12 protein-coding genes are annotated in these 14,277 nt (G+C 68.7%); 3 read left to right on the top strand and 9 right to left on the bottom strand.

Annotated elements, in window-relative coordinates:
- Positions 1-162: 162 nt before the first annotated feature.
- From ACFQ4H_RS18550 to ACFQ4H_RS18540, 3 genes are all read right to left on the bottom strand, one after another.
- Entirely contained in the window at positions 163-1,230 is a 1,068-nt protein-coding gene (locus tag ACFQ4H_RS18550) for a BMP family lipoprotein (RefSeq protein WP_377572266.1), read from the bottom strand.
- 272 nt (positions 1,231-1,502) lie between these two features.
- On the bottom strand, positions 1,503-1,844 hold the full coding sequence (locus ACFQ4H_RS18545; protein ID WP_377572241.1) for a hypothetical protein: 342 nt from the start codon (positions 1,842-1,844) through the stop codon (positions 1,503-1,505).
- An 80-nt stretch (positions 1,845-1,924) separates the two neighbouring features.
- Positions 1,925-2,914, bottom strand: a complete 990-nt coding sequence (locus ACFQ4H_RS18540; RefSeq protein WP_377572240.1) for a hypothetical protein — start codon at positions 2,912-2,914, stop codon at positions 1,925-1,927.
- A gap of 103 nt (positions 2,915-3,017) precedes the next feature.
- Here ACFQ4H_RS18540 and ACFQ4H_RS18535 point away from each other — a divergent pair, with 103 nt between their 5' ends.
- Positions 3,018-3,629: a TetR/AcrR family transcriptional regulator gene (locus ACFQ4H_RS18535; protein WP_377572239.1), complete on the top strand. Its 612-nt coding sequence runs from the start codon at positions 3,018-3,020 to the stop codon at positions 3,627-3,629.
- 159 nt (positions 3,630-3,788) lie between these two features.
- Here the strand turns inward: ACFQ4H_RS18535 and ACFQ4H_RS18530 are convergent, their stop codons facing one another.
- From ACFQ4H_RS18530 to ACFQ4H_RS18515, 4 genes are all read right to left on the bottom strand, one after another.
- Entirely contained in the window at positions 3,789-5,603 is a 1,815-nt protein-coding gene (locus ACFQ4H_RS18530) for a glycoside hydrolase family 13 protein (protein ID WP_377572238.1), read from the bottom strand.
- Positions 5,604-5,715: 112 nt separating this feature from the next.
- Complete coding sequence (locus tag ACFQ4H_RS18525) at positions 5,716-6,591, bottom strand: sugar ABC transporter permease (RefSeq protein WP_377572237.1); 876 nt, start codon at positions 6,589-6,591, stop codon at positions 5,716-5,718.
- A complete protein-coding gene (locus tag ACFQ4H_RS18520; protein ID WP_377572236.1) occupies positions 6,588-8,324 on the bottom strand; it encodes an ABC transporter permease subunit in 1,737 nt (578 codons plus the stop codon). The genes ACFQ4H_RS18525 and ACFQ4H_RS18520 overlap by 4 nt, the downstream gene beginning before the upstream one ends.
- Before the next feature lie 29 nt (positions 8,325-8,353).
- Positions 8,354-9,598, bottom strand: a complete 1,245-nt coding sequence (locus tag ACFQ4H_RS18515; RefSeq protein ID WP_377572235.1) for a sugar ABC transporter substrate-binding protein — start codon at positions 9,596-9,598, stop codon at positions 8,354-8,356.
- Positions 9,599-9,788: 190 nt separating this feature from the next.
- On the opposite strand from ACFQ4H_RS18515, the gene ACFQ4H_RS18510 reads away from it, so the two are divergent.
- Together ACFQ4H_RS18510 and ACFQ4H_RS18505 are read left to right on the top strand one after the other, a co-directional pair.
- On the top strand, positions 9,789-10,874 hold the full coding sequence (locus tag ACFQ4H_RS18510; RefSeq protein ID WP_377572234.1) for a LacI family DNA-binding transcriptional regulator: 1,086 nt from the start codon (positions 9,789-9,791) through the stop codon (positions 10,872-10,874).
- Positions 10,875-10,991: 117 nt separating this feature from the next.
- Positions 10,992-12,653 (top strand): glycoside hydrolase family 13 protein, encoded by a 1,662-nt coding sequence (locus ACFQ4H_RS18505; protein ID WP_377572233.1) that lies wholly within the window; start codon positions 10,992-10,994, stop codon positions 12,651-12,653.
- A 181-nt stretch (positions 12,654-12,834) separates the two neighbouring features.
- Here ACFQ4H_RS18505 and ACFQ4H_RS18500 read toward each other — a convergent pair whose 3' ends face one another.
- Together ACFQ4H_RS18500 and ACFQ4H_RS18495 are read right to left on the bottom strand one after the other, a co-directional pair.
- Complete coding sequence (locus tag ACFQ4H_RS18500; protein ID WP_377572232.1) at positions 12,835-13,275, bottom strand: hypothetical protein; 441 nt, start codon at positions 13,273-13,275, stop codon at positions 12,835-12,837.
- An 80-nt stretch (positions 13,276-13,355) separates the two neighbouring features.
- Positions 13,356-14,264 (bottom strand): YihY/virulence factor BrkB family protein, encoded by a 909-nt coding sequence (locus ACFQ4H_RS18495; RefSeq protein ID WP_377572231.1) that lies wholly within the window; start codon positions 14,262-14,264, stop codon positions 13,356-13,358.
- Between the last annotated feature and the right edge of the window lie 13 nt (positions 14,265-14,277).

Below are 14,277 nucleotides of genomic sequence, written 5' to 3'. Positions count from 1 at the left end.
CAGACCATCAGACCGGGCCGGATGGGAAGAGGGTGGTACGGGTCGGCCGTCCCGGCTCCCAAGAAAGTCACCAGGGAGAACGGGACGGCCGGACTGTCGTACCGGTGTGTTGCCTGATCAGCCGGTTGGCCCCGAAATGTCACGGGGTCAACCGGCCGGGAATCACTTCTTCGGCTGGGCCTGGGAGGTGACGGTGATCGTGCCGGCGATGATGTCGGCCTTGATCTTGTCGATCTCGGCCTTCAGCTCGGCCGGGACCTTGCTGTCGAAGTCGTGGTACGGGGCGATCGAGACGCCGTTGTTGGCCAGCGTGCCGATGGTGCCCTGGTCGGCGGTGAGCTTCTCGCCCTTGGCCGCCTTGAGCACGGCGTCGCGCACCGCGTCCGAGATGTTCTTGGCCACGGTGGTCAGCAGGGCCGGGCAGTTCGGCGTGCTCTGGCAGCCGTCGACGTCCACCCAGATGGCCGAGTACTTGCCGTTGGAGGCCTGCGCGGCGGCGGTGGTGCCGAGACCGGCGCCACCGGCGACCGGCATGACGATGTCGGCGCCCTGGGCAACCAGCGTGTCGCTCTGCTTCTTACCCTCGTCCTGCTTCTCGAAGCCGGAGAAGGCACCGTTCTGGGTGGCCTTGTTCCAGCCGAGCAGCTGGACGTTCTTGCCCTTGGTCTTGTTGTAGTGGTCGATGCCGTCGGAGAAACCATCCATGAAGATGGTCACCGGCGGGATCTTCATGCCACCGTAGGTGCCGACCTTGCCGGTCTTCGTCATGCCGGCCGCGAGGTAGCCGGCCAGGAAGGCCGCCTGCGCGGTGTCGAACTCCATCGGGAAGACGTTGCTCTCGGGGACCTTCGCGTCCACGAGACCGAACTGCTGGTTCGGGTTCGCCTTGGCGATCTTCGAGGTGGCGGTGCCCATCAGGCCACCGACGGCCAGGATGAAGTCGCACTTCTGGTTGACGTACTGGGTCAGGTTCGGCTCGTAGTCGGCCTCGGCCTTGGACGCGACGTACTTGGCCTCGATGTTCTTGTCCTGGGCCTCGGCGGCCTTCAGGCCCTGCCAGGCCGAGGTGTTGAACGACTTGTCGTCGATGCCACCGACGTCGGTCACCATGCAGGCGGTGTACTTCTTGGCTGCGGTGTCGCCGCCGCCGTTGTCATCCTTCGGAGCCTCGCCACAGGCGGCGATGCTCAGCGCGAGCCCGCCCACCGCGAATACCGAGACGACCCGCATCCCACGCGCAGAGCGCAAGACGGTCTCCTTCCCATTGCACACCGCCCACGTCGCGGTGGCAGCCCAATACCGGTCTGCGCACGCCCACCGGCATCCCACATTACGGACGGGAGCGTACGCCCACGCCCACCCGCCGGCCGACAATCGTGCACGACTGTTGAATGCCTGTTACCCACACGTAACTCTTCGCGTGCCGGAGGTCACTATCCGGCCGGAGAAACGTCACTTACTGCGGGAAGTCGGACTTCTCCCACATTTACCAGCCCGGTGATTTATCGCCAGAAAACCGCCACGGCCGCAGCGACCAGGGTCAACCCGGCGATGGCCAGGAAATGTCCCCGGTTGACCGTCTCGCGCTTACGCGAGAAGAACACCATCACGAAGATCGCCAGCGCCAGCACCAACTTGGTGGCCAGCTTCGCCGGCGAGGGCTCGTTCCCGTCGCGTAGCGGTGCGGCCAACCCGATGCCGGAGAGCACCTGGATGACCGCACCCCAGAGCATCGCACTGTTGATCCGTAGCCGGCCGGCGACGAATTGAGCAATCGTGCCGCCCAGCAGCAACGCAAAGCCGATCAGGTGCACGTAGAGCAGTACAAGTCGCAGAGCTTCCATGCAGAGCATCCTCCCCTATCGTCACGTCAACGACGCATCGTAGTAGATGTGCGCTCCGCTAGGGCCGAACGCCCTGCATTTCAGTTAGGAAGGGCCCCTTTCACGGCGGGATCCGATGACGAACGGTCCTTCCTAACCAGCGTGAGGAGCAGGCCGACGACCGCGTAACCGGCCAGGATGAGGGCGGGGGCGACGGCTCCGGCACCATCGAAGAACGCCGTCGAGCGGAGCAGTGTGCCGCCCGCCCCGATCGGCAGCCACTGACCGAGGGTTCCCCACGGCTGGGGCAGCATCTCCGGCGCCGAGGCGACCCCGGAGAGCGCGTTGCCAACCAGGAACACCAGCAGGGCTCCCACACCGAGGCCGGCCGGGCCGAGTGCCGTACCGAGCCCGCCCACGGTCGCCGACACCGCGAGCGTGAACAGCCCGAGCGCGGCGGCGTTGAGCAGGTACGACCCGGACAGCACGCCGAGCCAGCCGTGCAGTACGGCAGCACCGGCGAGTCCGGCCAGGACGCCGTAGGCCAGCAGCCCGGTCAGCCGGGCGGCCCGACCAAGGTTCAGCAACGTCAGCGCCACCCCGACCAGCACGCTGGTCAGTGCGAGGGGCAGGAAGCCGGACCCGAAGCCAGCCCCCCGTGGGTCGTCCGGGTCACCGGGCACCACGTCGACCACCCGTACCGGCGTTCCGGTGGGCGACTCGGTCATGGCCTGGGTGAGCAGGGCAGCCACGGTCGGGCTGGCGGCCGAGGCGGTGTACAGCGTCAGGCCGTCGGCCCCGACGACGAAGGCGGCGTACGCCTCGCGGTCGCGTAGTGCCTGCTCGGCTGATGCCGCGTCGGGCACGGTCCGGATCTCGAAGGCGCCCGGCTGCCTTGCCGCCAACTGCTGCGTCAGCCCGGCGGTGGCCTGCGGCGGTCCAGCGACGACCACCGGCAGGTCCCGTGGGGCCTGGTTGACCGCCGGCCCGGCGAACAGGGGTACGAGCAGCGCCTGCACAAACACCACGGCGGCGGCCACCAGGAGCGCCAGAGTCAGCGGCGACCGGACCCGGGCTAGTCGCTGGATCATCTTCACTCCCCAATAAAACGAATGCTCGTTCTCTTTATGTGCCCAGCGTCCTCCCGGCTCGACACCGCGTCAAGGAACGAGCGTTCGTTTTAGGCTGTGGGGCGTGCCACGCGTCTCCGACGAACACCTCGCCGCCCGCCGCCGTCAGATCCTCGACGCGGCACAGCGCTGCTTCCTGCGTAACGGCTTCCATGTCACGTCGATGCAGGACGTGATCAGCGAGGCGGGTCTCTCGGTCGGCGCCGTCTACCGCTACTTCAAGAGCAAGAACGACCTGATCGCCGCGATCGCCGAGGCGGTCATCGGCAGCGCGGAACAGGTCTTCGACGACCTGACCACGCACGAGCCCCCACTACCGTTGGTCGAGGCGATGGACCGGGCCCTCACCTTCGTCGACGCCCAGTCCGGCCCGGACGGGGTGCTCCGCATCGCCATCCAGGTCTGGGCCGAGTCGCTCCGCGACCCCGCACTGGCCCAATTCGTCGGCCGGATGTACGGCGGTTTCCGGGGCCGGTTCGCGGTGCTCGCCCAGCGGGCCCAGGCGGCCGGCGAGCTACCTGCCGACGCCGACCCGGAGGCGGTCGGGGCCGCCCTCTTCGGGATGATCCCCGGCTATGTCCTGCAACGCATCCTCGCTGCCGGCCCGGACAAGGAGACCTACCTGGCAGGGGTCCGGGCACTGCTGTCGTCGGCGGCGGGACCGGTCCGCTCCTGACCGGTCCCGCCGCCACGCCTCACGGGCGGACGCACGTCACAGGCCGCCACGCCTCACGGGCGGACGCACGTCACAGGCGGACGCACGCCACAGGCCGCCATGCCTCACGGGCTGACGCACGTCACAGGCTGACGCACGCCATCCGCCGGTACACCGCACTCACTCGCCGAGTCGCCACACCTGGAAGGTCGGGCCGTCACCGGGCAGGGTCACCGCACCCGAACCATCCGTACGCAGGTCGGCCGCACCGCCGTACACGTTCTGCGCCGACGCCGCCGGCAGCCCGGACAACGTCACCGGCAGCCCCGCCGCCCGCCGGGCCAGCACCAGCACCGACCCGACCGCCGCCTCACGGAGGAAGACCAGGGTGTCCGCGTCGACGTACGCCCAGCGCAGCCCGCCGTGCCGCAGCGCCGGCTCGGCCCGCCGCAGCGCGATCAGTCGCTGGTAGCGGGCGAAGGTATCGGTGTCCCAGCTCTCCGGCGCGTGCCAGGGCATCGGCGTACGCGACCCCTCGCCGTTGGTGCCGGTCAGCCCCAACTCGTCCCCAGCGAAGATCATCGGGGTGCCGGGCATGGTGCAGAGCAGCCCGGCGGCCACCTCCTGCCGGTCGGCATCCCCGACGACGCTACGGACCCGGGCCGAGTCGTGCGAACCGAGTAGCTGCCACGAGTGGGTGTACGACCGCCAGGACACCAGCGAGCTGAACCCGCGGATGGCGGCCAGCACGGCGGCACCGTCGCGACGTCGTACGCCACCCGGCACGCCCAGGAAGTTGGGCAGTTCCACCCCGTCGCCGACCAGCCAACTCCACACCGGATCGGTGAAGCCGGGGTAGTTCATCGTCCCGTGCCAGCCGTCGGCGTCCAGGTCACGGGTGTAGTCGTGCCCGTGCTCGGCGACGATCAGCCCGTCGGCGCGGGTGCCGGCCACCGCCGCCCGCAACAGCGCCGCCACCTCGTGGGTGTACGCGTCGACGCCCCGCCGGCCCGTCATGTTGGCCACGTCCACCCGCCAGCCGTCCAGTCCGTACGGTGGCAGCAGCCAGCGCGCCAGCACCGAGTCGGGACCGTCCAGGAACCGGCGTCGCAGTTCGGCGCTGCCCCAGTTGAGCTTGGGCAGCGACTTGATCCCGTTCCACGACTCGTAGTCCCCGGTCACCGGGTCGAAGTAGTACAACTCACGCTCGATTGCGTCCACATCGGACGACGCGGCGGCGAACCACTCGTGTCCGTCACCGGTGTGGTTGCTGGTGATGTCGCCGAGCAGCCGCCAGCCCCGGTCGTGCACCGCGTCCGCCAGCCGGGCGAACGCGGCGTCCCCACCGAGCAGCGGGTCGATCCGGTCGAAGCTGGCCGCGTCGTACCGGTGGTTGGACCGGGCCGGGAAGACCGGGGTCAGGTAGACGGTGTTGACGCCCAACCGGTCCAGGTGGTCCAGCCGCTCGGTGATGCCGTCCAGGTCACCGCCATAGAACTGGTACGGGGTCTCCGGCCCGCGACCGATCACCGGCGTACGTTCCCAGTCGCACGGGATGGCCCAGTCCGGCGGCTGACGGTCGACGGCTGCGGCCGATCGGGCGAACCGGTCCGGGAAGATCTGGTAGATCACCGCGTCGGCGGCCCAACCCGGCGGTGGCTCGTAGGCCACCAGTTTGAAGTCGGTGCTGTCCGGCACGTCGTGGGCGACCACACCGAGCGCGGTCAGCCAGCGGTTGCCGTCCGGCTGGTCGAGCAGGAACCGGTAGTTGCTGACCGGGTTGCGGACCTCGACCTCGGCCCGCCACCAGACCTCGCCACCAACGCGTCGGTCCACCTGTGCCGGGGCGAACCTCGGCTCTCCGTCCGGTGTGGTCCGGACGAACATCCGGCGCACCGGTACCGCCGCCGGCACCCGAACGAAGACCGACACCGTCTCACCGAGTGCCGGTGCCTGTTCCGGCACGTAGAGCGCCGACCCGTCATGGTGCGCCATCAGGCTCGACCACCCGGCCTGCCGGACACTCGGGCTCGACCACCCGGCCTGCCGGACACTCGGGCTCGACCACTCAGGTTGTGGCAGACCCACCTGGACCACCCCTCCGCTTTCACCCCTTGACCGCACCAGCGGTCAGTCCGGAAACGATGTAGCGCTGTAGGAACTGGAAGACCAGCACGGTCGGGACCGCGGTCAGTAGCGTGCCGGCGGCGAAGATGCCGAAGTTGTTGTTCCGTTCGCCGGCCACCAGTCCGTACATGCCGACGGCAAGCGTCTTGCTCCCGGTGTCGGTGAGGAAGACGTTGGCGATCAGGAACTCGTTGATCGTGCTGATGAAGGCCAGCAGGCCGGTGACCGCCAGGATCGGTGACACCAGCGGCAACATGATCCGGAAGAACACCTGGACATGGCTCGCCCCGTCCATCGTGGCCGACTCGTCGAGTTCCCGGGGCAACGTGTCGTAGAACCCCTTCATCAGCCAGGTGTTCACGCCCAGCGCGGTCCCGAGATAGAGCAGCATCAGACCCCACGGGGTGTTGAAGCCGATTCCCGGCCAGAGGTCGGTGACCTTCGTGAAGATCAGGAAGATCGCCACGATCGCCAGGAACTGCGGGAACATCTGGATCAGCAGCAGGGCGAGCAGACCCACCCGCCGGCCCCGGAACCGCATCCGGGAGAAGGCGTACGCGGCCAGCGCGGACAGGAACACCGACGCCGCCGACGCCAGCCCGGCGATAAGCACCGAGTTGAGGAACCAGCGGCCGAACTCGGTGTCGCCGAAGAGGTTGGCGAAGTTGTCCAGCGACGCCCCGGTCGGCAGCAGCTCGGTCGAGGAGAGCGTGCCCAACGGATTGATCGCGGCGGAGACGACGAACACGATCGGGAAGAGCGAGAACGCCACGGCCAGCAGCCCCACCAGATGCCGCCAGCCGACCCGGGTCAGCCACCGACCACGCCGGGTCCGTGACGAGTCGACGGTGCTCATGCGTACACCTCCTCCTGTTGCCGGGTACGCCGGAAGCTGACCGCGGAGATGATCGCGACCAGGGTGAAGATGAAGATCGAGACTGCCGCCGCGAAGCCGTACTGGGCGCCGGCCGCGCCGAAGGCCAGCCGGTAGGTATAGGTGATGAGCAGGTCGGTCGCCCCCACGCTCGGGTTGTCGGCCGGGAACGGACCGCCCTCGGCGGTCAGGTGGATCGCGTTGAAGTTGTTGAAGTTGTAGGCGAACGACGAGATCAGCAACGGTGAGAGCGCGACCAGCAGCAACGGCAGGGTGACCCGGCGGAACGACTGCCACGGGGAGGCGCCGTCGATCGAGCTGGCCTCGGTCAACTCCCGGGGGATGGCCTGCAACGCACCGGTGGCGACCAGGAACATGTACGGGTAGCCCAGCCACAGCTGCACACCGATCACCGCCAGCCGGGCCGACCACTTCTGCCCGAACCAGTCCACGTTCAACCCGAACAGGTTGTTGATCAGGCCGAAGTCGGTGTTGAACATGTCCCGCCAGATCAGCAACATGGCGAAGGCCGGCATGGCGTACGGCAGGATCAGCAGCACCCGGTAGACGTTGCGTCCCCGTACCCGGGGCGAGTGCAGGGCCAGGGCGCAGAGCAGTCCGAGCACGAAGGTGCCGCCGGTCGAGGCGACGGCGAAGGCCAGGTTCCAGACCAGGGTGCTGAGGAACGGGCCGGAGATGCCGGCATCGGTGACCAGTCGGGCGAAGTTGCTGAATCCGACGTTTACCTGCCAGCCCTGGATCAGTCGCTCCCCGTCGGCGGCCACGAACGCGCCGAGGTCCTCGTCCGCCGTCCAGGTCCTGCCGCTGACGGTGTCGCGTACGCAGTCGCAGTCGGCGTCGTACGCCCGCATGGCCTTGCCCTCGTAGGCGCGGGACAGACCGCTGGACCGGATCGCCCCCTGCGCGGTGGGTACCGCGAAGTCGGTGACCTCCTGGCTGCGGGCGTTCACCTGGCCGAAGTTGAGCAGGGTGTAGCCGGTGGCGGCGGTGACCTTTCCGCCCACACCGACGGTCACGTCGGCGGCGGCGAGTTGGCGCAGCCCGCGTGCGTCGCCGGCCGATACGGCCCCGGTGACCGGGTCGGTGACCAGGAAGACCAGCGGGCCGGTGGCCGGGTCGCCGACCGTGGCGACCGACAGGGCGTACTCGGTGGAGCCCGGCACCTGGGTCACCGACGACGTCTGGATGGCGACGATGGCGTCCTGCTTGCTGCCCCGGTGCCCGTCGCCGAAGTTGGTGAACGCCGTACTGGCCGTGTAGAGCACCGGGAAGACCTGGAAGGCCAGCAGGAAGAGGGTGCCCGGGACGAGGTACTTCGCGGGTATGTGCCGGCGGGTCAGGTAGAGGTAGAGCAGACCTGCCGTGCCGACGGTCAGCACGGCCAGCCCGATCCAGGCGTCCGCCTCGACCAGTGGTACGGCGGCCCAGATCGCGATACCGGCGGTCAGGCCCAGGAGTACCACCTTGGCGACCAGGCCGCCGATGGTCACCGGACGATCGGCGGTCGTGACCGGACGGGCACCACCGGACCGCCCCCGTCCGGACCTGCGGCCGTCGCCGGACCCGCTGCCCACCTCGGCTGCGCTGTCGAATTCGTCGACGGTTGCGTTGTCGTGTTCGGACCGGCGTCGGTGGGCCGGTCCCCGGTGGGGGGTCCCGTTTCCGGACCCCTCACCGGCAACCTGCGTACTCATGGCATCGGCTCGCTAAGCTCGCGCTGCCGCTACTTGATCTGACTCGAGATGGCCTTGGCGGCAGCGCTGATGGTGGCGGTCACGTCGGCACCACCGACGATCGCCGCCTCCGCCTTGCCGAACGGGTCCCAGATGGCGGCCATCGCGGGGATGGCCGGAAGGACGTGCCCGTTCTTGCCGGCCTCCAGGAACTTGGCCAGGTCCGGGTCGTTGCCCTTGACCTGGTCGAGAGCGGCCGTCAGCGCCGGCGGACGGGGCTCGGCGTTGTAGAGCGCCACCGCGAGATCCGGCTGGGTGGTGTAGTTGGCCACGAACTCCTGGGCCAGCGCCTTGTTCTTGCCCTTGGCCGCCACGTAGAACGCCTGCACGCCGACGAACGGCTGGGCTTCCTTACCCCCGGCGAAGCCCGGAACCGGCGAGATGTCGTACTTGATGTTGGCCTTCTTGACGTCGGTGATCGCCCATGGCCCGGAGATCATGTAGGCGCACTTCTTGCTGGTGAAGGTGGCGCTGTAGTTCTCTCCGGTGATCGACCGCTTGAACGCGCCCGCGCCCTTCTCGCCCAGCGCCTTGATCTTCTCGAAGGCAGCGATCGACCCGGGCTTGCCGACGCCCAGGTCCTTGGGGTCGTAGTCACCGTTGGCCGTGGTGCCGAAGAGGTAGCCACCGCCGGAGGTGTAGAACGGGTAGACGTGGTAGGAATCCCCGTTCTGCCCCACCTGGACGCACAGGATCTCGCTGACCTTCTTCTCCGCCTGGAGCTTCTTGCCGGCCGCGACGAGGTCCTCGATCGTCTTCGGCGCCTCGGGGGCCAGCTCGGTGTTGCGGATCAGGGCCACGTTCTCCATCGCGTACGGGACGCCGTAGAGCTGCCCGTTGAACGTGGTGGCCTTGATGGCGATCTCGTTGAACCCGCCCTTCTGCGCGGCGGAGAGCTGCACCGGCTCGATCGCGCCGTTCTGCACCAGGTTGCCGATCCAGTCGTGCGCGCCGACCACAACGTCCGGGCCACTGCCCTGCTGGGAGGCGGTGACGAAGTTGGTCTGGAGGTCCTTGGAGACCGCCTGTACCTCGACGGTCACGCCGTTGGCCTGGCCGAACTTCTCAGCGAACGGTTTCAGGGTGGCGGAACGCTTGTCGTCGGCCCAGATCACCAGCTTGCCGCCGTCGGCCTTGGCCGAGTTCTTGGCGGCCGGCTCGTCGCCTCCGCCGCAGCCGGAGGCGGCCAGCACCAGGGCAAGCCCGGCGACGACACCCGCAGTACGGATGCGCATCGATACTCCCGTCGTCGTGGCGGCCGCCGGGACGGCTCAACCAGAGATCTTTGGATGTTCTTGCCAACCGACGCCGGAAACCCGCGCCAGCACTCCCGGATGTTTCCGGGACGCTAGCAAGAGGTTTCAAGATTTGGAAGACCTTGCAGGGACCCTGCGTAAGAAGTTGCTTCTGGGTTAAGGTTCCGCCATGCGTGCACGACTGTCCGACATCGCCCAACAGGCTCAGGTCAGCGAGGCGACGGTGTCGCGGGTGCTCAACGACCGGCCCGGGGTGGCTCCGGAGACCCGCCAGGCTGTGCTGACCGCGCTCGATGTCCTCGGCTACGAGCGGCCGGCCCGGCTGCGCAAACGCAGTGCCGGACTGGTCGGGTTGGTGGTGCCGGAACTGGACAACCCGATCTTCCCGGCCTTCGCCCAGACCATCGAGTCGACGTTGGCCCAGGCCGGCTACACCCCGGTGCTCTGCACCCAGACGCCCGGCGGGGTGACCGAGGACGAGTACGTGGAGATGCTGCTCGATCGACAGGTCTCCGGCATCGTCTTCGTCTCGGGTCTGCACGCCGACACCACCGCGGACCACGAGCGCTACCGCACCCTGCTGGCCCGACCGCTGCCGATCGTGATGATCAACGGATACGTGCCCGGCATCCCGGCCCCGTTCGTCTCCTGCGACGACCGGGAGTCCGGCGAGTTGGCCGTGGCACACCTGGTCGCGTTGGGACACCGGCGGATCGGTTTGATCACCGGCCCCTCCCGGTTCATCCCCGTACAGCGCAAACTCGCTGGTTACACGGCCGCGATGCGCCGGCTGGTCGGCATCGACGACGCGGAACTCGACGAGTTGACCGAGCTGTCCCTGTTCGGTGTGGAGGGTGGCGAGGCAGCTGCCGGCCGACTGCTCGACCGGGGTGTGACCGGCCTGGTCTGCGGCTCCGATCTGATGGCACTCGGCGCCATCCGGGCCGCCCGGCACCGGGGGCTGTCGGTGCCGGCCGACCTCTCCGTGGTCGGCTACGACGACTCACCGCTGATCGCCTTCACCGACCCGCCGCTGACCACGATGCGGCAGCCGGTGACATCGATGGCGGTAGCGGCCGTACGGGCGCTGGTCGACGAGATCCACGGCCACGGTGCCCCCCATTCCGAGTACGTCTTCCGGCCCGAACTGGTCGTCCGGGGATCCACCGCCATCGCACCCACCCGGCCGGCGACCGGAGCGGTCAGCGGGCCGGATTCGGACGCGAGACCGACCTCGGTCGCCGTACCCGCCTAGGTTCCGAAATTTCTTGCGCAAGGAATGCTTGACTCTTGCAAAGCAGCCCCGGCATTCTGCTCTGGCGTCCGATTCCGGCCCGTCGATTCCGGTCCCAGCAGAACGGGGAAGGCAACCATGAGCACCGCCAGCACTGCGCCACCGTCCGACACCGATGCCAACTGGTGGCGGTCGGCGGTCGTCTACCAGGTGTACGTACGCAGCTTCGCCGACTCCGACGGGGACGGCAGCGGTGACCTGAACGGCATCCGGGACCGCCTGCCGTACCTGCGTGACCTCGGGGTGGACGCGCTCTGGCTGACCCCGTTCTACCGGTCGCCCATGGTCGACGGCGGGTACGACGTGGCCGACTACCGGGACATCGACCCGATCTTCGGCAACCTCGCCGACTTCGACGCGATGATCGGCACCGCGCACACGCTGGGCCTGCGGATCATCGTGGACATCGTGCCGAACCACACCTCCGACGCGCACCCGTGGTTCGTCGAGGCGCTGGCCGCCGCACCCGGCTCGGTCGAACGTGAGCGCTACCTGTTCCGCGACGGTCGGGGCGAGAACGGCGAACTGCCCCCCAACGACTGGGAGTCCATCTTCGGCGGCCCGGCCTGGACCCGGGTACCGGACGGACAGTGGTACCTGCACCTGTTCGACCCGGCCCAGCCCGACCTCAACTGGCGCAACCCGGAGGTACGCACCGAGTTCGAGGACATCCTGCGGTTCTGGCTGGACCGGGGCGTGGACGGGTTCCGGATCGACGTGGCGCACGGCATGATCAAGGCGGAGGGGCTGCCGGACGTCGGTCGTACCTCCGCTGACGGGTCACCCCAGATCGCGCTGCTCGGCCGCGGTCGGCTGCCCTACTTCGACCAGGACGAGGTGCACGACATCTACCGCGCCTGGCGGCCGATCCTGGACAGCTACCCGGGCGGTCGGATGGCCGTCGCCGAGGCATGGGCCGAGACCCCGCAACGGCTGGCCCGCTACATCGGCCCGGACGAGCTGCACCAGGCCTTCAGCTTCGACTTCCTGGACGCCACCTGGTCGGCCGACTCGTTCCACAAGGTCATCGACACCGCGCTGGCCGAGTCCACCATCGTGGGCGCGCCGACCACCTGGGTGCTGTCCAACCACGACAAGCCGCGGCACGTCACCCGGTACGGCGACGGGCCGGTCGGGCTGCGCCGGGCCCGGGCCGCCGCCCTGCTGATGCTGGCCCTGCCCGGTTGCGCCTACCTCTACCAGGGCGAGGAACTCGGCCTGCCGGAGGTGCTCGACCTTCCCGACGAGCTGCGTCAGGACCCGGCCTTCCTGCGGACCGGCCAGACCCGGGACGGCTGCCGGGTGCCGCTGCCCTGGAGTGGCGATCTGCCCCCGTACGGCTTCGGCCCGCAGGGGTGCGAGTCGTCCTGGCTGCCCGCCCCCACGACCTGGGCGAAGCTGTCGGTGGCCGCCCAGACCGGCGACCCTGCCTCGACGCTGGAGCTGTACCGCGCGGCGCTGCACATCCGCCGGGCACATCCGGCACTGACCATCGAAGACACCGGTACGGGCAGCCTGACCTGGTTGCCAGCCGAGCCCGGCGTGCTGGCCTTCACCCGGACGGCGGACGCTCCCGGATCACCGGAGTTGGTGTGCGTGGTCAACTTCAGCGACGCTCCGATCCAGGTCGCCGGGTACGGCAACTCGATCGTCGCCAGTGCGCCACTGGGCCAACAGGACGGGGAGCCGATGTTGCCGGTCGACGCGGCGGCATGGTTCGAACGGCCACAACTCGGGTAATCCGCAACTGCCCGGCCGTTCGTTGTGCTCCGCGCCGACGGGCGGCTGGGCCGGATTCCGGGCCGACGGGCGGCTGGGCCGGCCGGGCCGGATCACCACGCCGCGTGGTTCATCCCTCCGGCACGGCGCGTGATCATCCCTCCGGCACGGCGCGTGGTCATCCCTCCGGCACGGCGCGTGATCATCCCTCTGGTACCGGCAGCCGGGCGGCGATCCGGGCGAACCCGGCCCGCAGCTCCTGCTCGCTCGGCGGCAGGGTCACCGGGCCGGAGACCTCCTCGCCCGCCGCTTCGAGCTCCTCGTCGAGGGTGTCCTCGAAGTCACCGTAGAGGTCGGCGGTCTCCACCCGCGCCAACTCGTCCTCGGCGGCAGTCCGGGCCGATACGATCTCGCCCCGGATCTCGTCGGCCGACACGGCAGGTAGCAACGGTTCGACGACCGCCATCAACTCCTCGTCGGCGACCACGGACTCGGCCAGCGCCAAGGCGTGTGGCCGCTCGTACGGCCCGCAGACCACCGGCTCCCACTCGTCGTCCTCACCGATCGGACCGAAGGTGATGATCCACGGCAGTTCCAGCAGCGGCGAGCCTTCCGGCAGCTCCAACGTCACGAGTGCGCCCACGCAGTAATCATTGCCGGCAGACCCCGGCGATCAGTAACAATTACCCCAATTGCCACCTTTTGCTGGCGTCAGGACTGATCTCACCGCTCGGTCGCGTCGGTATCGAGCGGTGGCGCGGGTCGGCGGCCCGTCGACAGGTCGACGACCCGGCCGTGCCGACTGGTCGCCGCCAACGCCGCGCCGAAAATCAACAGCTGGTTGAGCAGGTACAGGTAGAGCAGCAGGCCGACTGCACCGGCCACCACCGCGTACGCCGGGTTCCGTTCGGTCCGTACGACGAAGAAGCGGCCGACCGTATTGAGCAGGGTGATACCGAGCGCGACCAGCAGGACCGACGGCAGCAGTCGCCGTACGGTCATCCGGAGCCGGGGCACCGCGACCAGCAGCGCCGTGGCCAGCACCACGTTGACCAGGATGCTCAACAGCCAACTGGTGACCATCACCCCGATCGATCCGGTACTACTGAGCAGCCAACGCAGCAACGACTCCAGCGTGTCGATCGCCGCCAACGACAGACCCAGCAGCAGGAAGACACCGACCAGCACCGCAGCGTCGACCAGCCACCGGATCAACGGGTTGCCCGGCTGCTGCACCATGTCGTAGACCAACCGCTGGGACGACCGGATCGCCTCCACCCAGCCCACCCCGGTAACCACCAGCAGGATCAGGCCGACGACCCCGACCTTGCCGCTGCTCTCCTGGATCTGCTCCGGTTCGAGGAACGGCAGGTTCTGGTTGAGGAAGTCCGAGACCGCAAAGCTGATCTCGTCGGCATCCTCCAGGATCACCCCGAAGATCGAGTACGCCACCAGGCCGAGCGCGAATACCGCGAAAAAGCCGTAGTAGGCGATCGCCGCAGCCAGCCGCCCACCCAGGACCTCGCTGTAGCGTCCCAGCGCCCGCCAGAAGTGGTCGAAGGCCGGAGACCGTCGGCGGGCCGCCGCCAGTCGGTCGACAAGACCGGACGCCGCCCGGCCGAACGCATTCACGCCGCCATCCTCT

Origin of the sequence: Micromonospora sonneratiae, assembly GCF_042679305.1 — a bacterium.
Lineage (GTDB): Bacteria > Actinomycetota > Actinomycetes > Mycobacteriales > Micromonosporaceae > Micromonospora_H > Micromonospora_H sonneratiae.
This window is presented reverse-complemented; position numbering and strand designations above follow the sequence as displayed.